Source organism: Pseudomonas sp. (genome assembly GCF_028293835.1).
Lineage (GTDB): Bacteria > Pseudomonadota > Gammaproteobacteria > Pseudomonadales > Pseudomonadaceae > Aquipseudomonas.
Window position 1 is genome coordinate 185,969 of sequence record NZ_JAQGNX010000170.1, and the last position, 23,095, is coordinate 209,063.

General features: G+C 56.6%; 19 protein-coding genes, 1 pseudogene and 1 riboswitch. Of the genes and pseudogenes, 12 read left to right on the forward strand and 8 right to left on the reverse strand.

Annotation, left to right across the window (positions count from 1 at the left end):
- Positions 1-77: 77 nt before the first annotated feature.
- On the forward strand, positions 78-290 hold the full coding sequence (locus tag JWR17_RS23410; RefSeq protein WP_299835354.1) for a hypothetical protein: 213 nt from the start codon (positions 78-80) through the stop codon (positions 288-290).
- 51 nt (positions 291-341) lie between these two features.
- On the opposite strand, the gene JWR17_RS23415 is transcribed toward JWR17_RS23410, so the two are convergent.
- Together JWR17_RS23415 and metH are read right to left on the reverse strand one after the other, a co-directional pair.
- Entirely contained in the window at positions 342-566 is a 225-nt protein-coding gene (locus tag JWR17_RS23415) for a DUF2970 domain-containing protein (protein ID WP_299835305.1), read from the reverse strand.
- Between the two features lie 188 nt (positions 567-754).
- A complete protein-coding gene (gene metH / locus JWR17_RS23420; RefSeq protein WP_299835307.1) occupies positions 755-4,462 on the reverse strand; it encodes a methionine synthase in 3,708 nt (1,235 codons plus the stop codon).
- A gap of 361 nt (positions 4,463-4,823) precedes the next feature.
- Here metH and JWR17_RS23425 point away from each other — a divergent pair, with 361 nt between their 5' ends.
- Together JWR17_RS23425 and nfuA are read left to right on the forward strand one after the other, a co-directional pair.
- The gene (locus JWR17_RS23425) at positions 4,824-5,864 is read left to right on the forward strand and encodes an acyltransferase (protein ID WP_299835309.1); all 1,041 of its coding nucleotides are present in this window, start codon (positions 4,824-4,826) and stop codon (positions 5,862-5,864) included.
- 58 nt (positions 5,865-5,922) lie between these two features.
- A complete protein-coding gene (nfuA, locus tag JWR17_RS23430; RefSeq protein WP_299835310.1) occupies positions 5,923-6,516 on the forward strand; it encodes a Fe-S biogenesis protein NfuA in 594 nt (197 codons plus the stop codon).
- An 83-nt stretch (positions 6,517-6,599) separates the two neighbouring features.
- On the opposite strand, the gene cobM is transcribed toward nfuA, so the two are convergent.
- Positions 6,600-7,346 carry a precorrin-4 C(11)-methyltransferase gene (gene cobM / locus JWR17_RS23435; RefSeq protein WP_299835311.1) on the reverse strand — a complete coding sequence of 249 codons (747 nt, stop codon included), beginning with the start codon at positions 7,344-7,346 and terminating at the stop codon, positions 6,600-6,602.
- A gap of 52 nt (positions 7,347-7,398) precedes the next feature.
- Positions 7,399-7,809, reverse strand: a complete 411-nt coding sequence (locus tag JWR17_RS23440) for a cobalamin biosynthesis protein (RefSeq protein WP_299835313.1) — start codon at positions 7,807-7,809, stop codon at positions 7,399-7,401.
- Between the two features lie 116 nt (positions 7,810-7,925).
- Positions 7,926-8,155: riboswitch (cobalamin riboswitch) on the forward strand.
- Positions 8,156-8,253: 98 nt separating this feature from the next.
- Between JWR17_RS23440 and cobW the strand changes: the two genes are divergently transcribed.
- The 4 genes from cobW (at position 8,254) to JWR17_RS23460 (ending at position 14,793) form a co-directional block, all read left to right on the forward strand.
- Complete coding sequence (cobW, locus tag JWR17_RS23445; protein WP_299835315.1) at positions 8,254-9,318, forward strand: cobalamin biosynthesis protein CobW; 1,065 nt, start codon at positions 8,254-8,256, stop codon at positions 9,316-9,318.
- Between the two features lie 3 nt (positions 9,319-9,321).
- Complete coding sequence (gene cobN / locus JWR17_RS23450) at positions 9,322-13,083, forward strand: cobaltochelatase subunit CobN (protein ID WP_299835317.1); 3,762 nt, start codon at positions 9,322-9,324, stop codon at positions 13,081-13,083.
- Positions 13,084-13,102: 19 nt separating this feature from the next.
- Complete coding sequence (locus JWR17_RS23455) at positions 13,103-14,128, forward strand: AAA family ATPase (protein ID WP_299835319.1); 1,026 nt, start codon at positions 13,103-13,105, stop codon at positions 14,126-14,128.
- A gap of 77 nt (positions 14,129-14,205) precedes the next feature.
- Positions 14,206-14,793 (forward strand): VWA domain-containing protein, encoded by a 588-nt coding sequence (locus JWR17_RS23460; RefSeq protein ID WP_299835321.1) that lies wholly within the window; start codon positions 14,206-14,208, stop codon positions 14,791-14,793.
- A 126-nt stretch (positions 14,794-14,919) separates the two neighbouring features.
- Here JWR17_RS23460 and JWR17_RS23465 read toward each other — a convergent pair whose 3' ends face one another.
- A complete protein-coding gene (locus tag JWR17_RS23465) occupies positions 14,920-15,186 on the reverse strand; it encodes a hypothetical protein (RefSeq protein WP_299835323.1) in 267 nt (88 codons plus the stop codon).
- A 358-nt stretch (positions 15,187-15,544) separates the two neighbouring features.
- Between JWR17_RS23465 and JWR17_RS23470 the strand changes: the two genes are divergently transcribed.
- Positions 15,545-16,870: a sigma-54 dependent transcriptional regulator gene (locus JWR17_RS23470; RefSeq protein WP_299835325.1), complete on the forward strand. Its 1,326-nt coding sequence runs from the start codon at positions 15,545-15,547 to the stop codon at positions 16,868-16,870.
- 22 nt (positions 16,871-16,892) lie between these two features.
- Here JWR17_RS23470 and JWR17_RS23475 read toward each other — a convergent pair whose 3' ends face one another.
- Complete coding sequence (locus JWR17_RS23475) at positions 16,893-18,527, reverse strand: methyl-accepting chemotaxis protein (RefSeq protein WP_299835327.1); 1,635 nt, start codon at positions 18,525-18,527, stop codon at positions 16,893-16,895.
- 257 nt (positions 18,528-18,784) lie between these two features.
- Here JWR17_RS23475 and JWR17_RS23480 point away from each other — a divergent pair, with 257 nt between their 5' ends.
- On the forward strand, positions 18,785-19,615 hold the full coding sequence (locus JWR17_RS23480) for an undecaprenyl-diphosphate phosphatase (protein ID WP_299835329.1): 831 nt from the start codon (positions 18,785-18,787) through the stop codon (positions 19,613-19,615).
- Positions 19,616-19,626: 11 nt separating this feature from the next.
- Positions 19,627-20,049, forward strand: a complete 423-nt coding sequence (locus tag JWR17_RS23485) for a DUF1294 domain-containing protein (protein ID WP_299835330.1) — start codon at positions 19,627-19,629, stop codon at positions 20,047-20,049.
- Here JWR17_RS23485 and JWR17_RS23490 read toward each other — a convergent pair.
- Together JWR17_RS23490 and JWR17_RS23495 are read right to left on the reverse strand one after the other, a co-directional pair.
- Positions 20,043-20,393 carry an MmcQ/YjbR family DNA-binding protein gene (locus tag JWR17_RS23490; RefSeq protein ID WP_299835332.1) on the reverse strand — a complete coding sequence of 117 codons (351 nt, stop codon included), beginning with the start codon at positions 20,391-20,393 and terminating at the stop codon, positions 20,043-20,045. The genes JWR17_RS23485 and JWR17_RS23490 overlap by 7 nt on opposite strands.
- Positions 20,394-20,455: 62 nt before the next feature.
- The gene (locus tag JWR17_RS23495; RefSeq protein WP_299835334.1) at positions 20,456-21,400 is read right to left on the reverse strand and encodes a LysR substrate-binding domain-containing protein; all 945 of its coding nucleotides are present in this window, start codon (positions 21,398-21,400) and stop codon (positions 20,456-20,458) included.
- 130 nt (positions 21,401-21,530) lie between these two features.
- Between JWR17_RS23495 and JWR17_RS23500 the strand changes: the two genes are divergently transcribed.
- Both JWR17_RS23500 and JWR17_RS23505 read left to right on the forward strand, forming a co-directional pair.
- On the forward strand, positions 21,531-22,142 hold the full coding sequence (locus tag JWR17_RS23500; RefSeq protein ID WP_299835336.1) for an FMN-dependent NADH-azoreductase: 612 nt from the start codon (positions 21,531-21,533) through the stop codon (positions 22,140-22,142).
- A 373-nt stretch (positions 22,143-22,515) separates the two neighbouring features.
- A pseudogene (locus JWR17_RS23505) lies at positions 22,516-23,095 on the forward strand (dienelactone hydrolase); the annotation flags it as partial.

The window sequence follows — 23,095 nt, forward strand, 5'->3', positions numbered from 1 at the left end:
AAGTTTGAGTATATGCAAAGAACTAAAAGTACTAATCGTGGCGGGTGGTTTAGATAACCCCACTTGAGGGAAGGGCAATGCTGGACTTAACTGTGTTCGTGGCCCCGCAGTCTGACGGCAGAGTGCTGGTCATTTTTCATGTGCAATCTCCAATAAAACAGAAAAGAGGCGATGCAATGAGCAACCCTGTCAAGACAGCAAAACCCGATAGCAAAGTAGATGCCTGGGCCATTCTCTTCATTATCATCCTGGTCGTTTCAACGGCCGTATTTTGGGTGAGTCACCAATAACTGCCAACCTGCGGCTGTCCGGCACCTGTGTCGGACAGTGCGTTGATCTGATCAAGTCACGGCCAAGTGCAACACCAGCTGGACAATGCCGAACAGCGTCAGGGCAAATATCATTGTGAAAATTATGCCGAGGATTACAAAATGGCTGGGTTTACCGTGGGTGAAATCCCGGGCTCTGTTCTTGCCGCTTTGGACGCCAAACGCCGCCGCCATGACGCTCTGGACCATCTGCCAGAAAGTGGGTGGCTTGCCGTTGGAATCGGATGAGTTGTCCATAGGTCCTCGCAGGTGCTCGGCCACCGTAGGAGCTGCCGAAGGCTGCGATTTTTTTGCGGCCTATCGCAGCCTTTGGCAGCTCCTACAGGAAATGTGATTGTGCGGGTTGCGATGTCAGCGCGTCTCATCAGGAGCATAGGCCACAAATGAAAAACGGCCCCGAAAGGCCGTTTTTTGTTCAAACACTATCAGTTGTCATACCCCAGGTTCGGCGACAGCCAGCGCTCTGTCACGCTGATGTCCTGACCTTTGCGCTCCGTGTAGCTCTCGATCTGATCTTTGTCGATCTTGCCCACGGCGAAGTATTGCGCCTGTGGGTGGGCGAAATACCATCCGCTCACGGAGGCCGCAGGGAACATTGCAAAGCTCTCGGTCAGGAACACGCCGCTGTGGCCAGTCTGGCCATCGTCGGCGCGGTCCAGCAGATCGAACAAGGTGCCTTTCTCAGTGTGATCCGGGCACGCGGGATAGCCCGGCGCCGGGCGGATACCGACATACTGCTCTTTAATCAGGTCTTCGTTGGCCAGTTGTTCATCTTTGGCGTAGCCCCAGTAATTTATACGCACTTGTTTGTGCAGCCATTCGGCGCAGGCTTCGGCCAGGCGGTCGGCCAAGGCTTTAACCATGATCGCGTTGTAATCGTCGCCAGCGTCCTGATACGCCTTGGACACTTCTTCAGCGCCAATGCCCGCCGTGGTGATAAACCCACCCACATAGTCGGTCACGCCGCTGTCTTTAGGCGCCACGAAATCCGCCAGGGAGAAGTTCGGCTTGCCATCGGTCTTGATGATCTGCTGACGCAGGTGATGCAGTTTCGCCCGAGGCTGGCCGTCATCGCCGTACAGCTCCACATCGTCGTCGTTTACTTGATTTGCCGGCCAGAAACCAAATACCGCACGGGCGCTGATCAGCTTTTCGTCGATGAGTTTGCGCAGCAGCTCTTTAGCATCGGCGAACAAGGACGTCGCTGCTTCACCCACCACTTCGTCGGTGAGGATGCGCGGGTACTTGCCCGCCAGGTCCCACGAGATAAAGAACGGAGTCCAGTCGATGTATTCGGCCAGCACGTTAAGATCGATGTTCTCCAGCACTTTGATCCCGGTAAACGTTGGCTTGACCGGTTGATAACTGGACCAGTCGAACTGAGGTTTTTTCGCCAGTGCGGCGCCGTAGCTCAAACGCTCGGTACGCGAACTGCGAGCGGCGGTGCGTTCGCGGACCTCAATGTATTCGAGCCGGGTTTTCTCGATAAACGCGGGTTTCAATTCCTTGGACAGCAGCTGAGTAGCGACGCCCACGGCGCGGGAGGCGTCGGTGACATAAATCACTGCATCGTTGCTGTACTTGGGTTCGATCTTTACCGCTGTGTGCGCTTTGGAGGTGGTGGCACCGCCGATCATCAAGGGCAGGAAGAAGTTTTGCCGCTGCATTTCTCGTGCGACATGCACCATTTCGTCAAGGGACGGCGTAATCAGCCCCGACAAGCCAATGATGTCGCACTTATGCTCCTTGGCCGCTTGCAGGATTTTCTCGGCGGGCACCATTACCCCAAGATCGACGATGTCGTAGCCGTTGCAACCCAACACCACGCCAACGATGTTCTTGCCGATGTCGTGCACGTCACCCTTGACCGTGGCCATCAGGATTTTGCCCTTGGCCTCCGGTTTGTCGCCTTTTTCTTCTTCAATGAAAGGGATCAGGTGCGCTACGGCTTGCTTCATGACCCGCGCCGATTTGACTACCTGCGGCAGAAACATTTTGCCGGAGCCAAACAGGTCGCCGACGATGTTCATGCCAGACATCAACGGGCCTTCGATGACTTCGATCGGGCGCTTGAAAGACTGCCGCGACTCTTCAGTGTCCTCGACAATGTGCGTAGTGATGCCCTTGACCAAGGCATGTTCCAGGCGTTTGTTGACCGGCCAGGTACGCCATTCTTCAGTTTCTGCTTCCTTGACGCTGCCATCACCCTTGTACTTGTCAGCGATGGCTACCAGCGCATCGGTGCCGTTTGGCGTGCGATTGAGCACCACGTCTTCGACAATGTCGCGCAATTCCGTAGGGATCTGGTCATAGATCTCCAGTTGCCCGGCGTTGACGATGCCCATGCTCAAGCCGTTGCGGATCGCATACAGCAGGAACACCGAGTGAATCGCCTCGCGCACGGGGTTGTTGCCACGGAAGGAGAACGACACGTTGGACACGCCGCCGGAGGTCAAGGCATGGGGCAGGTGGTCGCGAATGTAGGCGCAGGCGTTAATGAAATCGACCGCGTAATTATTGTGTTCTTCAATGCCCGTAGCGATGGCAAAGATGTTCGGGTCAAAAATAATGTCTTCCGGCGGGAAGCCGACGTCGTTGACCAGAATGTCGTAGGAGCGCTTACAGATTTCTTTTTTGCGTTTTTCCGTATCGGCCTGGCCGTCTTCATCGAAAGCCATGACCACCACTGCCGCGCCGTAACGCTTGCACAGCTTGGCGTGATGGATGAACTGTTCAACGCCTTCCTTCATGCTGATGGAGTTGACGATGCCTTTGCCCTGGATGCACTTGAGCCCGGCTTCGATCACTTCCCATTTGGAGGAATCGATCATGATCGGCACTCGGGAGATGTCCGGCTCGCCGGCAATCAGATTGAGGAAGGTCACCATGGCCTTCTTCGAATCGAGCATGCCCTCGTCCATGTTGATGTCGATTACCTGGGCGCCGGACTCAACCTGTTGCAAGGCGACTTCCAGGGCTTCGGTGTAGTTGTCTTCACGGATAAGTCGGGCGAAACGCGCCGAACCGGTGATGTTCGTGCGTTCGCCAACGTTGATGAACAGCGAGCTGCGATCAATGGTGAACGGCTCCAGACCCGACAGGCGACAGGCTTTCGGGATATCCGGAATGGCCCGGGGCGGGTACTTGCTCACCGCATTGGCGATGGCCTTGATGTGCGCGGGGGTGGTGCCGCAGCAGCCGCCGACAATGTTCAGGAAGCCACTTTGAGCGAATTCTTCGATGATCGCAGCGGTCTGGTTTGGCTCTTCGTCGTATTCGCCAAAAGCGTTGGGCAAGCCAGCGTTTGGGTGCGCCGAGACGTAGGTGCCGGCCTTGTTCGACAATTCTTCCAAATAAGGGCGCAAGTCAGCAGCACCCAGGGCGCAGTTCAAACCCACGGAGATTGGTTTTGCGTGGGCCACCGAGTTCCAGAACGCTTCGGTGGTTTGCCCGGACAACGTGCGTCCCGAGGCGTCAGTGATGGTCCCGGAAATCATTATCGGCAACTCAAAGCCAACGTCTTCGAACACACCTTGCACCGCAAAGATCGCTGCTTTGGCGTTCAGGGTGTCGAAGATAGTCTCGATCAGAATCAGATCTGCGCCGCCCTCGATCAGTCCGCGGGTGGCTTCGGTATAGTTCTCGACCAGTTCATCAAAGGTGACGTTGCGGTAGCCGGGGTTGTTGACATCAGGTGACAGCGAACAGGTACGACTTGTAGGACCGAGAACCCCAGCCACAAAACGTGGTTTATCTGGGGTTTCCAGGGTTTTTGCATCGGCCACCTTGCGGGCGAGGCGGGCGCCTTCTACGTTCAACTCATAGACCAGCGCCTCCATGCCATAATCGGCCTGGGACACTTGGGTAGCGTTAAAGGTGTTGGTTTCGAGAATGTCGGCGCCTGCGTCGAGGTAGGCCTTCTCAATGGCGCCAATCACGTCTGGACGACTGAGAATCAGTAGGTCGTTATTGCCTTTGACATCACTTGGCCAGTCGGCGAAGCGTTTGCCACGGTAATCCTCTTCTTCTAACCGATAGCTTTGGATCATGGTGCCCATGCCGCCATCGAGAATCAGAATGCGCTCTTTGAGGGCTTGCTGGAGAGCTGAGAGGCGTACGCTGCGATCGGACATTGGACTACCTGAAATAGGCTGATACAGAAGGGTCGGAATGATAACAAACCTGCGTGCTTTTAGTGAGAGTCGCGGTTTTACATGAATTTCGCTCATGTTGAACGCTGGCTGACACCTTGATGCACAGACCCCGGTGGGAGTGATTTTGTTCGCGAAGAATTCACCTCAGTATTACAGGCTGCATAGGATTAGTGTGTGGGGATTGACGCCTGAATGCCTGGATAAACATGGCCCGCAGCCATGTACCGGTCATCAAACAATCGCAACCTTTTTGCCTGTTACGCGTCGAAGTTGCGAACACGTCCTGGAACAGCATCTTGTTCGAGGTTCTTGATCGTGATTGGAAAACAGTGAGTTGCGGATGTTGATTTCGGTTCAAGCCTTGCGGGCACTCGCCGCATGGGTCGTTGTATGTCACCACTTCATGCAGATATTTTTTGATTTTCATGCGTCCGGCCCGATAGGGCAATTTTTCACCGATAGGGGAGCGGTCGGGGTGGACATCTTCTTCGTCATCAGCGGTCTGGTGATTTATCTGTCGACCCAAAGCAAAGACATGCCGGTCGGACGTTTCATGGTCAATCGCATCATTCGCATCGTCCCCGCGTATTGGGTCTACACCGCAGCCATGGGTTTGCTGATCGTATTTGCCAGGCCATGGATGCCGCACACCATCGCCGTGGTCGATTGGCAGCATTTCATCCTGTCATTGCTGTTCATACCCTCGGAAAATCCCGGCGGTTACGGCCTGTACCCGACGCTGAACGTGGGCTGGACGCTGAATTACGAGATGCTCTTCTATTTATTGTTCTCTCTGGTGTTTCTGTTCAACCCGCGACACCGTCCGCTTATCATCGGCGTCGCCTTGTTCGCCGTCTGCGGTGTGCTGGCTCGTTATGGTCTGATCAGTCGTTTTTACCGCAATGACATCGTTTATGAGTTTCTGTTGGGGATCGCCATTGGCGTGATGTACCGCCGCGGCTGGATCGCCAATGGCCTCTGGATGCCGCTGATGGCAATTGCCGGTGCGCTGGTGACGATCTACCAGTTGCCAGCAGATGACCGGTTCATTAATTGGGGGCTGCCGAGTGCCTTGATCGTCGTCGCCTGCATTTCCATGGAGCCGTACTTCAAAGGCAATCGCTGGTTAAAAGCCTTGGGTGATTGCTCGTACTCGGTGTATTTGCTGCACGTTTTAGTGCTATACGGCGGATGGCTGGCTGCCGGGCGTTTCGGACTCAATCCCTACGCAGTGTTCGCGATTTGCGTGCCGGTGATTGGAATTGGCGCCTGGGTCAGTTATGAATGGATAGAAAAAGGTCTTTATCACCGCCTCAAGGGTTGGCTGGACCAGCGCAGAACGGAAAAGGCCGAGGCGTCTCTTTCCCGACAAAATTACTAGGACTTTGTGCGGCGCCAATGATTGGCGTAAACTGCGCTCACGTCTGCGAGGAATTTTCATGACCGCTATTACTATTACCGATGCTGCCCACGACTATCTGGCCGATCTGCTCGAAAAGCAGAACGCCCCGGGCATCGGCATCCGCGTGTTTATTACCCAGCCTGGCACCCAATATGCTGAAACCTGCATTGCCTATTGCAAGCCGGGCGAAGAAAAACCTGAAGACAAGGCCATCGGCCTGAAAAGCTTTACTGCCTGGATCGATAATTTCAGCGAAGCTTTCCTTGACGATGCCGTTGTCGATTACGCCACTGATCGCATGGGCGGCCAACTGACCATCAAGGCGCCAAACGCCAAGGTACCGATGGTTAATGCCGACAGCCCGATTAACGAGCGTATCAACTATTACCTGCAAACCGAGATCAATCCGGGTCTTGCCAGTCATGGCGGCCAGGTGACGTTGATCGATGTCGTCGAAGAAAATGACGAGAACATCGCGGTGTTGCAATTTGGTGGCGGTTGCCAGGGCTGCGGCCAGGCCGACGTTACCTTAAGAGAAGGGATCGAACGCACCCTGCTCGAACGCATTCCTGAACTCAAAGGCGTCCGCGACGTCACCGACCACACGCAAAAAGAGCATGCCTATTACTAAGGCTGGCGATTGGACAGTGAAAATACCCCGACTGGTTCGGGGTATTTTTTTGTGTGGAATACCCGAATCAGACGCGGGGTTTATCAAGACCGAAACAGATGGGCATGCCCGGCACGGTACAGCGACGACTCGGCAAAGCTGTCACTGGCCAGCACTCGGCCCACCAAAATCAACGCCGTGCGGCGAAAGCCTTTGGCCTGGACCTTTTCCTGGATATCCGCCAGCGTACCCAGCACCCAGTCCTGATCCGGCCAACTGGCCCGATGGACCACGGCAATCGGGCAGTCGGCGCCGTAATGGGGCAGCAGGTCGGCGACTATCTTATGCAGGTTGTTAACCCCCAGGTGAATGGCCATGGTCGCTCGATGCTGCGCCAGAGCGGCCAACTCTTCACCCGCCGGCATTGCGGTTTTATCGGCGTAGCGGGTGAGTATTACACTCTGCGAGATGTCCGGCAGGGTCAATTCCACACCTAACAGCGCGGCGCAGGCGGCGGCGGCGGTGACCCCTGGAATGATTTCAAATGGAATATTCAGCTCGCGTAAATAACGAATCTGTTCGCCAATCGCGCCGTACAAGCTCGGATCGCCGGAGTGAACCCGGGCCACGTCCTGACCTTGTTCATGAGCCGACTTCATCAGCGCAATGATTTGCTCCAGGTGCAACTCAGCACTGTTCACCACTTGCAACGCCTGATGGCCGTCCAAAACCGCCATGGGCACTAGCGAACCGGCGTAGATAATCACCGGGCAATTGCGAATCAAACGTTGGCCTTTGACCGTGATCAGCTCTGGGTCACCGGGGCCTGCGCCGATAAAAAAAACGGTCATGGATGCTCCTGAAACTAAAAAGTAGAGTCCGAAATAAACGGATCACGTGCAATTATGGATGATTCGGCGCATCACCCGCCAAGGCGAACGTCGCTTGCTGACTTTTTTGCCGGCGAATCAATAGTTTTGCCGGGCGCCCAGCCATGCGCTGGGCCAAGACCAACGCGGCGCTTTCCGCTACACCCTGGCAGCCGGTGTGGGCAAATGTCACTGCCGAGCGGTGACTGAGCAGCGCTTCAACCTCGGCCAGTTCCGCTGCGCTGAAACATACCAAGGGCAGGTCTAACTGCGCAGCCAGAGCAAGCAGCCCTGGTTCTGCGCTTTTCTGATCAATGGAGGCCAGGGCAGTAATCTCGTCAATGGCCACGCCGTGGGCCTGCAGGCTTCGATCGATCAGTTCGCGTAACAGGCTGGCGGAACAGCCGCGTCGGCAGCCAAGGCCCACCACCAATGTTGTCGACATGTCGCTGTCCTCGCGGCGTAGGAAAAAACGTCGCAGGTAACCACGCTCATGCGCGCAACGTCAATCATTGGCCTGGATAAGACTGAGTGGGTGATTGACCTGTATCGGGTCACTGCGTAGCCTTGTGCCCTTGAGGTTCTCCGGCGCCGGTCGGAGCTAAGAAGGGAACGCGGTTGATGCCGCGGCTGCCCCCGCAACTGTAAACGGTCATGTTTGTTGCACAGCCACTGCGATTGCCACTGTGCAAGCTCGGGAAGGCGCAATGAACGCGAACAAGACGCCTCGTCATGGGGCTGTCGACTCGCCGCCGTAAGCCAGGAGACCTGCCTCAAAACCAGAATTCTCACTACAACCGGGCGGGGTGATCCGGTGGCGAATTGATCCACGTGCTGATGCTGCGCGGTTCTCGTCCTGCTTGCCCGCCGCTTTGCCAAAGGGCATCCGATGAAAACACTGGCCAAACTTCCTGTCACCATCGTTACTGGCTTCCTCGGTTCGGGCAAGACCACCTTGCTGCGGCACATGCTCGATAACGCTGATGGTCGGCGTATCGCGGTCATCGTCAACGAGTTCGGCGAACTGGGCATTGACGGCGAAATCCTCAAGCAATGCACCATCGGCTGCACCGAAGAAGAAGCCAACGGCCGGATTTTCGAGCTGGCCAATGGTTGCTTGTGTTGCACCGTCCAGGAAGAGTTTTTCCCGGTGATGCGTGAGCTGGTCGCCCGTCGTGGCGATCTAGATCATATTCTCATCGAAACCTCGGGCCTGGCCTTGCCGAAACCACTGGTTCAGGCTTTCCAGTGGCCGGAAATCCGCAACGCTTGCACCGTTGACGCGGTCATTACCGTGGTAGACAGCCCGGCAGTGCTGGCCGGGACCTTCGCAGCGTTTCCGGATCAGGTCGACGCCCAGCGCAAACTCGATCCAAATCTGGACCACGAATCACCCTTGCATGAGCTATTCGCCGATCAGCTGTCCAGCGCCGATCTGGTCATCCTTAACAAAGCCGACAAGATGGACGCCGCAGGCTTGGCCGCTGTCCGTGCCGAAGTGTCGGAAGAGCTGCCGCCTGCGGTCAAAGTCATCGAAGCCAGTAACGGCAGGTTGCCGATCAGCGTGTTGCTGGGCTTGGGCGCTGAGTCTGAGCTGCACATCGACGGTCGCCACAGCCACCACGACTCCCACGAAGGCGAAGACCACGCCGACCATGACCACGATGCGTTCGATTCGATTTCGATCAAATTGCCCCAGGCCGACGAAAGCCTGTTGCTGGATGCCTTGACCCAACTGGTGGTGCAGCACGGCATCTTGCGGGTTAAGGGCTTTGCAGCGATTCCGGGCAAACCGATGCGCTTGCTGATCCAGGGTGTCGGCACCCGCTTCGACAAACACTTCGACCGTGCATGGCGCGCCGATGAGGAGCGAGCGACCCACCTGGTGTTGATCGGTCAAGAACTCGACGCAACCGTGCTTGAAGCCCAACTGCGCGCAGCGGTCGCTGGCTGACCCATGCATTTACTGAGAACCCAGCCCGGCGGATTTGTCCCGGACGACAGCATTGCTGATTTGGGGCAAACCCCGGCCGAGCTGGTGATTCTCTGTAGCGGCGACTCCCATCTGGCGTTGCTCGCTGAAGCGGCGCAACAGTTACCCGACGATTATCCAAGCTTGCGTCTGGCCAACCCGATGCAGGTGCAAAACCACGCCTCTGTGGACATGTATGTCGATCAGGTGCTGCGGCACGCCAAGGTCATCCTGATTTCCCTGCACGGCGGGATCGGCTATTGGCGCTACGGCGTCGAGCGGCTGGTGGAGTTGGCTGCGTGTGGGGTAAAGCTGATTCTGGTGCCGGGCGACGACCGGCCTGACCCCGAACTCAGCGGCTTGAGTAATGTGTCCGCCCAAGAAGGCGAGCGGCTTTGGCATTTCTTGCGCCAAGGCGGCATGCACAATGCGCTGGAGCTATATCGCTGCCTGGCCAGCCGCTGGCTGGGGCGTGATTATCCCTGGGCTGAACCGGCAATCCTGCCGCGTACCGCTATTTACCATCCGAACAAAGCCAATGCCTGCTTGAGCGATTGGCAAGCCCAATGGCAGCCGTCACAGCCTGTTGTAGGGCTGCTGTTTTACCGATCCCATCTGCAAGCCGCCAACACCGGTTTTATCGATGTTTTTTGCGCCCGCTTGCAGGCTCAGGGGCTGAATCCATTACCCATCGCGGTTGCCAGTCTGAAAGAGGCCGGCTGCCTGACGGCCGTCGAAGACCTGTTTGATGAGGCCCAGGTTGAGCTGATCCTGAACACCACCGGCTTCGCCCAATCCAGCCCGGAATCGCCCCATCTGCGACCGTTTCGGCGCAATGTTCCGGTGATTCAGGCGATTTGTGCCCAAGACAACGAACCTGCCTGGCGTGCCAGTGAACAAGGGTTGGGCGCACGGGATCTGGCGATGCACATCGCTTTGCCAGAATTGGACGGGCGGATTATCAGCCGACCCATCAGCTTCAAGGATCTGGCGTGGCACAGCGAGCGCAGTCAATCGGACGTGGTGTGTTATCGCGCTCAACCCGAACGGATGGATTTTGTCGCAGAGTTAGCGCGCCGCTGGATCGACCTGGCCCGCTTGCCGAATGAGCAAAAACACGTTGCGCTGATATTGGCTAACTACCCGACCCGTGATGGCCGCATCGGCAACGGGGTGGGATTGGACACACCCGCTGCGGCGCTGAATATCTTGCGCGCCATGCAAGCGGAAGGTTACCCACTGGCGCCGCTACCGGAGAGCGGCACGGCACTGATACATGCGCTGCTGGGTGGGGTAACCAATGATTTGGAAACCATTGACCAGCGTCCGTGCGGACAAAGCCTGGCGCTGGACGATTATCTGATGGCCTTCCATCGACTGCCGTTGGCGAATCAGCAAGCGGTGAGCGCACGTTGGGGTGCGCCCGAGGCCGATCCCATGTTTCGCTCCGGGCGCATGATGGTCGCCGGGCTGCGTTTTGGCATGACCTTCGTCGGCATTCAGCCCGCCCGTGGTTATCAAGTGGACGCCAGCGCGGTGTACCACGACCCGGACTTGGTACCGCCCCACGGTTATCTTGCGTTTTATTTCTGGTTGCGCAAAGCCTATGGCGTCCACGCGGTAATCCATGTGGGCAAGCACGGCAACCTCGAATGGCTGCCGGGCAAAGGTGTCGGGCTCTCGGAAAGCTGCTGGCCGGACGTCGTACTGGGCGCCATGCCGAACATTTATCCCTTTATTGTCAACGATCCGGGCGAGGGCGCTCAGGCCAAACGTCGCACCCAAGCGGTGATCATCGATCATCTGATGCCGCCATTGACCCGAGCAGAAACCTACGGCCCCTTGCGTGATCTGGAAGTGCTGGCTGACGAATTCTACGAAGCGCAATTGCTCGACCCGCGCCGTGCCCGAGAATTGCAGCGCGACATCCTGACCTTGGTGCGCGAAACCCACATCGACCGCGAATTACAACTGAGCGACCTCGATAGCGAAGCGGATGCAGGCGTCTGGTTGCCGCGCCTGGACACTTACCTGTGTGACCTCAAGGAGTCGCAGATTCGCGACGGTTTGCACATCTTCGGCGAATCACCCAGCGGGCGATTGCGCATCGACACCTTGCTGGCATTGTTGCGTATTCCCCGTGGCGATGGGCGCGGCGCTCAATCGAGCCTGTTGCGTGCTTTGGGTCAAGCGTTCGAGCTGGGTTTTGATCCGCTGAATTGCGAATTGTCTGAGCCTTGGACCGGTCCTCGACCTGGGGTGCTACTCAATATCAGCACAGAGCCATGGCGCACTGCGGGGGACGCCAGGGAGCGATTAGAACGTTATGCTGCCTGGTTGATTCAGCAGGTCTTGAATGGGGTTTCCATCGGTGAACTGACTGAAAACAATGAGTTGAGGCTTATTCTTAAGGCCTTACACGAGGTGGTTGCGCCTCGACTGGACGCATGCGGTCCGGCAGAAATGCAAGGCTTGTTAAACGCATTGGACGGCCAGTTCATCCCGGCAGGTCCTAGCGGCGCCCCCAGTCGTGGCCGGCTGGACGTACTCCCGACAGGACGCAACTTCTTCTCGGTGGACGTGCGCAACCTGCCGACTACCACAGCGTGGCGTATCGGTTTTCAGTCGGCGAACCTGTTGCTGGAACGTCATCTGCAAGACCACGGCGATCATTTGCGTCAGTTGGGTCTGTCGGTGTGGGGCACTGCAACCATGCGCACCGGAGGCGACGATATTGCTCAGGCCATGGCGCTGATGGGCGTGCGTCCGGTGTGGGCCACCGGGAGTCAGCGGGTCGATGATTTTGAAATTTTGCCGCTGAGCCTGCTTGACCGACCGCGAGTGGATGTAACGCTGCGGGTGTCAGGTTTCTTTCGCGATGCGTTCTCTAACCTTATCCGCCTGTTCGACGCGGCGGTGCAGGCGGTGGCAGCCCTTGATGAACCGGATGACCTGAACCCGCTGGCGGCCAAGGTCCGGGAAGAATGTGCACGCTTTGAAAGCGAAGGGCTGACCAGTGAGGACGCTGCGCGCCAGGCGGGCTGGCGTATTTTCGGCGCCAAGCCCGGTGCCTATGGCGCTGGCGTGCAAGGCGCCATTGATGGCCGCTTGTGGCAAACACGCGACGATTTGGCTGAGGTATACCTCAACTGGGGCGGTTACGCCTACGGCGTGACCGATGAAGGCACCCCGGCACGGGAACGCTTCGCGCAACGGTTGGAGCAAGTGCAAGCGGTTCTGCAGAACCAGGACAACCGGGAACACGACCTGCTGGACTCCAACGACTATTACCAGTTTCAGGGCGGGATGCTGGCTGCCGTGGAAAGCCTTAGCGGTCAAACGGCCGCGAGCTACCATGGTGATCACAGCCAGCCGGACCTGCCAAGAATTCGCACCCTTAAAGAGGAGCTGAATAGAGTAGTTCGCTCCCGTGCCGCCAACCCAAAATGGATCGAAGGGGTCAAACGCCACGGTTATAAAGGTGCGTTTGAAATGGCCGCTACGGTAGATTTTTTATTCGCCTTCGATGCCACTACCCAACTGATTGATGATCACCAGTACGCGCTGCTGGCCGACGCGTATTTGCTGGATCCGTCGACCCGACAGTTTATCGAGCAGCATAATCCCGACGCGTTACGGGACATGACTGAGCGCATGCTCGAAGCCCAGCAACGTGGACTGTGGCAGGAGCCTGGCGACTACCGCGAGGCCCTGGAAAACCTGCTATTGGACATCGAAGAAAATTGACCACTTTTGAGAGCCGCCCATGAGCGATATCCCGCATTTTCCCTTGGCTGCGGTGGTTGGCGCCGACGAGCTCAAGTTGGCGCTGTGCCTGACGGCCATTGACCCTAAAATCGGTGGCGTGTTGATCGAAGGTCCCAGGGGCATGGCCAAGTCAACCCTCGCGCGGGGCTTGGCTGACTTGCTCGCCAGTGGGCAGTTCGTCACCTTGCCGCTGGGTGCCACTGAAGAGCGTCTGGTGGGCACACTGGATCTTGACGCGGCGCTCAGCGAAGGCCGCTCGCGGTTTTCTCCCGGTGTGCTGGCCAAGGCTGACGGCGGGGTGCTGTATGTGGATGAGGTCAACTTGCTGCCCGATCATTTGGTCGATGTGCTGCTGGACGTTGCGGCCAGTGGAGTCAATGTGGTGGAGCGTGACGGTATTTCCCATCGACATGCCGCGCGTTTTGTCTTGATCGGCACCATGAACCCGGAAGAAGGGGAACTGCGCCCGCAATTGCTTGATCGCTTTGGCTTGAATGTCGCGCTGAGTGGGCATACGGCACCTGCCGAACGTGGGCAGATCATTCGCCGTCGTCTGGATTTTGATAATGACCCAGTGGCGTTTTGTACGCTGTGGGCTGCCCAACAAGGGGCGTTGAAGCAGCGCTGCGAGCAGGCTCGGGCACGGTTGGCGAGTATCCCGCTGGATGATCATTCCCTGGGGCAAATCACCGAGCGTTGTTTCGCTGCCGGGGTGGATGGACTAAGGGCGGACTTGGTCTGGCTGCGTGGGGCGCGTGCCCATGCTGCATGGCGTGGCGCTTGCGAAATAGCCGCTGAGGACATTGATGCCGTGGCCGAATTTGCCTTGCGTCATCGTCGGCGTCATTCGCCGCCGCCCAGCGAGGCATCTGCGCCTCCGGCACCGGAGCAACAGCGGCCTGCCGATCAGCCGCCAAGTGAAGCGCAGGAACGCGGCGGGCAGGGCGATTGGGGTGCGCTGCCCGCGCAACCCGTACCAATCGGCCAGCGCCGCGATGTGCCGAGCTGGCCAAAAAAGCCGTAGGCATCCGCCCTCGTGTCGCGCTGGGGGCGGATGCCACGCCCCGACCGGGCAAGCTTCGCGCAGGTAACACTGGCGCCATGGGGCCTGGGACCGACGGTGTCGTTCGCTGGCTCCCGACCCTGTTGCGCGGTCGGCCCAAGACGGCTAAAGATTTGGTTCGTACGCCACGCAGCAGTCGCCCCCAGGAATTGTGGTTGGTGATTGTCGACGCATCGGCTTCGACCCGACGGCATCACGCTTTAAGCCACGCCAAGGGTGTATTAAGCCAGGTGTTCGATGACGCTTATCGACGCCGGGTGCGCCTTGCGTTGCTGACGGCCAGCGGCAATACGCCACGCTGGCAGCATCAAGGCCTAAAAGCTTCGGCCAGTTTGCAACCGTGGCTCGACGCATTGGGGGCTGGAGGTGGAACGCCGCTGTTTGCCGCTCTGGAACAGGCGGGTCATTGGCTGGCGCTGCGGCAAAGGCAGCGGCCTGATGAGCAGCAACGGGTATTGCTGATGACCGATGGCCGAGTGAAGGACATTCCGGTATTGGCCAGACTTCAATGCCCAAGCCTACTCATCGACATCGAATCAGGTCCTATTCGCTTGGGCCGAGCGCAGCAACTGGCAGTAGCGCTAGGGGCCGTTTACCGCCATATCGATTCGCTGCGCGGTTTGTAAAAAACATTCTGTAGAGCCAACGTGTTGGCGAGGCGGTGTGTCAGGCAAACCGTGTTAACGCCTCTCGCCAACAATTTCGCTCCTACAGAGGGAGGCCGTAGGTATGTCTCCTCTGGATCCTTCGTCTCAGGCCGGCATGGTCCACGGCTTCAAATCATACCCACCCAGACTGATCTCGGCACGCGCTTGCTCCAGCAGATGGGCCAACTGCGCTGGATCGCAGTAAGCGCTGCTTGGAATCTGTTTGCGGCCAATGCGAGTGTTAGTGCGGTCGATAACGGTCAGGCTGAGTTCGCCATTCCCGTCTTGTGGGGCCCAAGCGACGCATTGAAAAGGTTCAAATGCGTGACCAGCGATCAAAAGTGCGTCGTTAAAGCGCAGTGGGGCGTTCATGGGTATTCCTCTCTGAGCCCGAGAAAGTTTAATCACCGTCGGTGGGCTTACCGTTCGGCTGGTACTTGTACTGATGACCCGAGCGGTGGGGTAAGTCACAACGTGGTGTAAAAAAATTAATAAATGACTGTTTCATCCATAAGTGCCTAGGGCCGGGTATCTCCGGGCAGAACGCTGTTTTCAGACACGCTCGGGACCCTTGGTCGGCACGCTCCGGAATTGCAAATATTAGTTATCTGGCTATATAGATATTCCTAAATAATATAAGAGAACGTCAATATTTTGCTACTGTTACAGCCGGACCTGCCAACATGCTGTTTCTAAAAGAGTTATATAAACTGGCGTCAAAAGGATAACTATGCATGAATCGGCTCCACTGCGTCGCCTGTTGGTAGTAGATCCTTGCGACGATTGTCATCGTTTGATCCCCTTTTTGCGCGACGCAGGATGGGGCGTTGATAGCAGCACCCTAGAGTCGGCCGCCGAACGGACCTGTGATGTCGGCTTGCTGCGCCTTATGCCTTACCACGTTGAGCGCCCCGAAGCGGTCAAGGAGTTAATCACTCGCAGTCATACTGAATGGATCGCTGTGGTCAGCCCGGAAGACCTTCGCCGTCAGCAATTCGGTGATTTTGTGTGCGAGTGGTTTTTTGATTTCCATACGTTGCCGTTCGACGTTTCACGGGTTCAAGTCACGCTCGGCCGCGCTTATGGCATGGCGCGCCTGCGCGGACAAGGTTCGATCCAGGTTCGGGAGCAGGAGCATGAATTGCTGGGCGAAAGCCGGCCGATTCGAGAACTGCGCAAACTGCTGAATAAGCTGGCCCCTACCGAATCTCCGGTATTGATCCGGGGCGAAAGTGGCACCGGCAAGGAATTGGTCGCCCGCACGTTGCATCAGCAATCACATCGTAAAGGCAAGCCGTTTATTTCGATCAACTGCGGTGCCCTACCCGAACACCTTATTCAGTCCGAGTTGTTTGGCCATGAAAAAGGTGCGTTCCCCGGCGCGCATCAACGCAAGATCGGGCGCATCGAAGCGGCAAATGGCGGTACCTTGTTCCTGGATGAAATCGGCGATCTCCCGTTGGAATTGCAAGCCAACCTGCTGCGATTTCTCCAGGAAAAGCAGATTGAGCGGGTAGGCGGGCGGGAGCCAATATCAGTCGACGTTCGTGTGTTGGCCGCTACCCATATCGACCTCGAAGCGGCCATTGCCCTGGGCCAATTCCGTGAGGATTTGTATTACCGGCTGAACGTACTCCAGGTCGGGACCGCGCCATTGCGTGAGCGGCACGGCGATCTGGCGATGCTGGCCAACCACTTTGCGCATTTTTATAGCGAGGAAACAGGTCGTCGTCCGCGTAATTTCAGCCAGGACGCATTGGTCGCGATGGGCAAGCACGACTGGCCGGGCAATGTGCGTGAACTGGCTAATCGCGTCCGGCGTGGCCTGGTATTGGCTGAAGGCCGCCAGATAGAAGCGGCGGACCTCGGGTTAGTCGGCCAGCACGAAGCGACCGGCATCATGGGCACGTTGGATGATTACAAGTCGCGGGCCGAGCGTCAGGCGTTGTGTGATGTGCTGACCCGGCACAGCGATAACCTCAGTGTTGCCGCTAAAGTGCTGGGCGTGTCGCGGCCGACGTTTTATCGGCTACTGCACAAACACCAGATTAGATGAATGAATAGGTGCGCTGCACCGGCTACACCCGAAATTGTCCCAGTAATCCATTCAGCCGTTCGCTGAGCGTGCGCAATTGGGTACTTGCCAGGCTTGAACGTTCTGCTGCAAGCGCGGCGTCTTGCGACAGGCTTGCCGCTTGGGTGACGTTTTGGTTGATGTCTTCGACCACGTGGGCCTGTTGCAACGTGGCACTGGCGATGGAAGCGTTAAGGCCATTTAGATTGTGCAAGGCCTGGGTGATGGAGGTGAGGCTTGCACCGGCCTGGCTGGCTTCATCAATGGTCAGCTGCGAGGCATGGCTGCTGTCTCCGATTACTTTGACCGCTGCATTGGAGTGCCCCTGCAGGCGCTCGATCATCACTTGAATCTCGGCCGTGGATTTTTGCGTGCGCTGCGCAAGCAGACGGACCTCATCAGCCACTACCGCAAAACCACGGCCTTGCTCACCGGCCCTGGCGGCTTCAATGGCGGCGTTTAATGCGAGCAGGTTGGTCTGGTCGGCAATGGAGCGAATCACTTCCAGCACGCCACCAATCTGCGTGCTTTCTGCGGCCAGTGTCTGGATCACGCCCACGGCTTGGGTGATGGTGCTAGACAGTAGGTCAATCTGGCGCAGGCTGCTGTCGATGTTGACTTGGCCTTGTCTGGCTTGATCTTGCGCGTCACGCATTTCCCTGGCGGCTTGCTCAGCATTTTTTGCCACATCCTGAACACCGTGGGTCACTTCATTGATCGCTGTAGCGACCCGTTCCATCTGCTGTGATTGTTGTTGGCTATGCACCTGCGCCTGATTGGCATTGCTGCCCAGTTCAGTAGAGGCTTGGCCAAGGGCTGTGGCCGCGTCCAGCAATTGTTGGACTACCTGCTTTAACTTGGTGGTAAACGCGTTGAAATGAGTCGCCAGTTGCGTCACTTCATCTCGGCCGCGTGTATCCAGGTTCCGAGTCAGGTCGCTGTCACCGCTGGCGATATTCGCCATGGCGTCTACCGCATCCTGTAAAGGCCCGACAATGCTTCGGGATATCATCACCACCAACAACGCCATAATTAACGCAATGCTTAGGCCCACAAGCGATGCTTTCCAGACTTGTCCATAGAACTCGCTCTGCAGGTCGTCGATGTAAACTCCGGAACCTACTATCCAACCCCAGGGTTCAAATAATTGTACAAACGAGGTTTTTTCCACCGGTGTGCTGGAACCCGGTTTAGGCCAGAGGTAATTCAACGGGCCTGCGCCTTTGCTTTTGGCGATGGCGACCATTTCATTGAACACAAACACGCCTTCAGGGTCTTTAATACCTGATAGGTCCTGGCCTTCAAGTTTTTGATTGACCGGGTGCATGATCATTACCGGCCGCAGATCGTTGATCCAAAAGTATTCGTTCTGGTTGTAACGCAGTCCACGTATTGTCCCTTGCGCTTGCTGCTGCGCCTGTTCGCGACTGAGCTTGCCCGCGACTTCCTGATCGTGAAAGTAGGTGAGAATGCCACTGACGGTTTCGACAAGGTGATGGGTTTTCTCTGTTTTGCCGGCATACAGGTCAGTGTGGACTTGCTTCAGCATGAGCATTCCAAGGGTCAACAGCATTAATACCGCGACCACCAGAATCAGCCACAAGCGACGGCTGATCGACATATTGCGCAAGCTGTTCATGATGCTTCACTCCTATCGTTTTTATTCTTATTCGTTGTCATGCCATTGCATCAACGCCTACGCCACACTGCTCACGATTCGTCCTGAATGCAGGTTGCCTAATAGCGTCTCGGCATTAAGTGGTTAAACATGAGAGGCTCACACCTTTTTCACGTAATGATGGTCACACTGTTGTCCGTTGCACATCGAACGACGACGTAAGCAATTTTTGAACATACTAATAAGGCCTGCCAAGAGCATGGCCTGATGGGGGAATGATGGATCTTTGGACCGCCGCACAAGCGACGATACTTGGGGTTGTTGAAGGGCTGACAGAGTTTTTGCCGATTTCCAGTACGGGACACCAGATTATTGTCGCGGACTTGATCGGCTTCGGTGGCGAGCGGGCAATGGCGTTCAACATCATTATCCAGCTCGGGGCAATTCTGGCGGTGGTGTGGGAATTCAGGCGGAAAATCCTTGATGTGATTACCGGTTTGCCCAAGCAACGTGAAGCCCAGCGCTTTACGATTAACTTGGTCATTGCAGTGCTGCCGGCAGTCATCCTTGGGATCATGTTTGCTGACTTGATACACCAATACCTGTTTAACCCGATTACGGTTGCCGCGGCATTGGTTATCGGGGGGGTGATTATGCTGTGGGCCGAGCGTCGTGTGCATACAGTACACGCCGAGACCGTGGATGAAATGACCTGGGTCGATGCCTTGAAAGTGGGTTGTGCGCAATGTCTGGCGATGATTCCCGGTACATCCCGTTCGGGTGCGACCATTATCAGCGGTCTGTTGTTCGGCCTTTCGCGTAAGACTGCCACTGAGTTTTCGTTCTTTCTGGCCATGCCGACCATGGTCGGTGCAGCGGTGTACTCGGGATTTAAATACCGTCATCTGTTCCAGCCTGATGACTTTCCAGTCATTGCAATTGGCTTCGTGGTGTCGTTTATTTTCGCGATGATCGCAGTGCGTGCGCTGCTGAAGTTTATCGCCAGCCACAGCTACGCGGCGTTTGCCTGGTACCGGATTGTTTTCGGGCTGTTGATCCTTGCCAGCTGGAAGTTTGGCTGGATTGATTGGGCATCGGCGACTGTGTAAGGGACTATGTGATGGACCCGCATGCTCGTTCACGTTCGGTTAAACAGCCTGTGCAGCAGTTGCGCCTCAAGCTTTTCATTCTGTTGGGGTTGTGTGCATTGCCAGTGTTTGGCGCGTTGTCGATGCTGGTCCGGCATGTCTCAGTCATCCCTGCGTGTCTGTACGCAGGGATGAGTATTCTGACCTTCTTTCTTTACTGGCGGGATAAACACCAGGCGAGAAACGAAGGTTGGCGTACCCCTGAAAAATTCCTGCATGGCGCTGAAGCACTAGGTGGTTGGCCTGGCGCGCTGCTGGCTCAGCAAGTGTTTCGACACAAAACCTGCAAAGTTTCTTATCAGGCGGTGTTCTGGTTAATTGTCGTTCTGCACCAGCTGTTCTGGATGGACAGGCTACTGCTGGGTGGGCGGTTTCTGGCCCGGCATCTTTACTGATCGAGCTTCAGACCAATCTGACGGATCTTGGGCAACTTGCTGACCACCAGTTGGTGAGAACGTGTGAGCAGATCGTGCAGTTCGTTATCGCTGAGCGCATAGGGCGGGGCGATACTGACCCAGTAAGCGCGAGCCAGGTAGGGCGCTGGTCGAATGCCCGGGCGATCGACATAGCCCAAAAACAGCTCCGGGCCAATCTTGAACGACAGGCCTGTGCCCGCCAGATCAAGCACTGCAAACATCTTGTTTTGCAGCACCGAAAACACCCGAGTGCCGCCCCACTTGTAATCCTCCCGAGCGCCCGGAAGCGTCAGGCAAAATTGTGCAGCCTGTTCTGGGGTCATGGTTTGCTCCTGTTAAACATATAAATCAACACGGTATCTCCTACAAAAATGTACGCGACCCCTCAAACCCGGCGGGAGCGAACGTGTTCGCGAAGAAAACCATTCGGTCTGCCTGTGCCCTCGCTAAACGCTGCGCTGATGTGGTCAATCCAGGCTCTTACGGCCGGCAGTGTGCCTCGGCGTTGGGTGTAAGCCGCTTGCAGAAACCCCCCCGGCAATGACCAATCAGGCAGTATTTGAATCAACCGGCCATCGGCCAGCTCTTCGCGACAGTTGATCATCGGCAGCATGGTCAACCCCAGGCCCCGGAGCGCGGCTGTTTTCCGAATAGGGAAATCGTCGATGGCCAACCGCGCATCCAGTGCTACTTCGCACTGCTTGCCACTGTGGTGCACCAGCTTGAAATGAACCTTGCTGTCGGCTTCGATTGCGCCCAACACTGGAAGACTCGCCAAGTCCTGTGGCGCAGTAATTTTTCGGTTCGCCAGTAATGTTGGCGCTGCTACTAAAACGCCTTCGGCGGGGGCCAGGTGACGAACGATCAGGCTTGGGTCTTCGTCGCCAATATCCCTGACCCGCAATGCCACGTCGATCCCTTCATTGACCAGATCCACCCGCCGATTCACCAGTAGCATTTCGAACTGGACCTGAGGAAAGTTAGCCACAAAATCGCTGACCACGTCGGCCAGTTCCCACTGAATCAAACCCACCGGACACGATACCCGCAAGCGTCCGCGTGGTTCTGCCGATAAGGACGCAACGGCTTCATCAGCCATCTCTGCTTCCAGCAGCATTGCCTGACAATGTTGCAGGTATCGTTCGCCGACCGTAGTCAGTGCCAATTTGCGGGTGGTACGGTGCAGCAAACTGGCGTTCAGGCGGGTTTCCAGTTCGGCTATCCGCCGTGATAAACGTGATTTCGGAATGCCTAACGAACGCCCGGCGGCGGCGAACCCACCGGCTTCGACCACTTTGACAAAATAATAAAGGTCGTTAAGGTCCTGCATCAGATGACTCTCCGATTGTCCTATGGATGGGACGATCTATCGCATTTCTGCGGACTAATCAGCCATTGCGTTGCACTGTAGGATTATCACCACTTGATCGCCCCGTGGCGATTCCTACTTGGAGAGCTTCATGAAACTTCTGCATCTCGATTCCAGCATTCTTGGTGATCACTCTGCTTCGCGCCAGCTCAGCACTAGCGTCGTCCAGGCATGGAAAGCGGTCGAGACCGACGGCCAAGTGATCTACCGTGACCTGGCCAAAGACGCGCTGGGCCATTTCGATGCCGCAACACTGGCCGCTGGCGGCACGCCGAGTGAAGGCCGTGACGCAGCTCAGCAGGCTGAAGTCGATAACAACGAAGCCATTCTGCAAGAGTTCCTTGGCGCTGACATCGTTGTGATCGGTGCGCCGATGTACAACTTCACGTTGCCGACCCAGTTAAAAGCCTGGATCGACCGTATCTCGGTTGCCGGCCGCACCTTTGCCTACGATGAAAATGGCCCAAAAGGCCTGTGCGGCGGTAAGAAGATCATCATCGTTTCAACGTCGGGAGGCTTGCATGAAGGTCAACCCTCGGGCGTTGCTCATGAAGGCTATCTTAAGTTGCTGTTTGGTTTTCTTGGTATCACTGATCTGCAATTTGTGTTCGCCCACGGCCTGGCTTACGGTGATGAACCCCGCGCCAACGCCATGACCTCCGCGCAAAAACAGATCGCTGAAACGGTATTCGCCGCTGCATGATTGTGCGTCCGATCTAAGCCACACCGTTAGAGACAAACTCCGTATACCCCGCGCCGTAAAGGCAGCGGGATACGGAGTTTTTGCGTTTGGCGCCGTTTAAACAGTTATTTGCGACCAATCATCATTCTTGATGGAGAACTGACAGGAAAGTCGAGGTCATTAGCAGTAACATCGCTGCTATGAACGTTGACAGGAACAGGCTCGGCGACTGTTAAACGCGTTTCCCGATGGTTTGGCCTGGCTTATGCATTAACAATCGGGCAGCTACTCTTATCCTGGTCAGCACGGACAACCGTTGACGGTGCGGAGCGCGAAAACTCGCAGCGGACTGCACAAATGATTTTTCATGGATAGACAAAGGTGGGGCCTCGAAATGGTACGTCTTTGTGCGCTGTTAGTGTTTTGTATGGTTACCAGCCTGATTTCGGTGCAAGTCGAAGCGGCTGAGCATTGGAGCGCTGGATTTCACCGACTGACGTTTCTCGATCCTTTGGATCTGCAGCCGATGCAGGCCCTTGCGTTTTATCCTTCTACCGCAGAAACAACGACCAATCGAGTTGATGGCTACCTGATAGATGCCAGGGAAGACGCTGACATCGCCATGGGTCGATTCCCGCTATTAATGCTGTCCCATGGCAACACCGGAACCCCACTGGCGCTGCATGATCTCGCTACGTCTTTGGCGCGCAAGGGCTTTATCGTGGTGGCGGTGATTCACCCCGGCGACAACTATCTGGATCACAGCCGTTTAGGCAGCTTGAGCAATCTCTACGGACGTCCCCTGCAAATCTCAGAGGCCATCAGCGCAGCGTTGATTGACCCGATGCTTTCGCCTTACGTCGACGCGCAGCAAGTGGGTGTAATCGGTTATTCGGCAGGCGGTGAGACGGCGCTGATTTTGGCGGGTGCCCAGCCTGATCTGAACCGTTTGCGTAAATATTGCGCGGAACGTC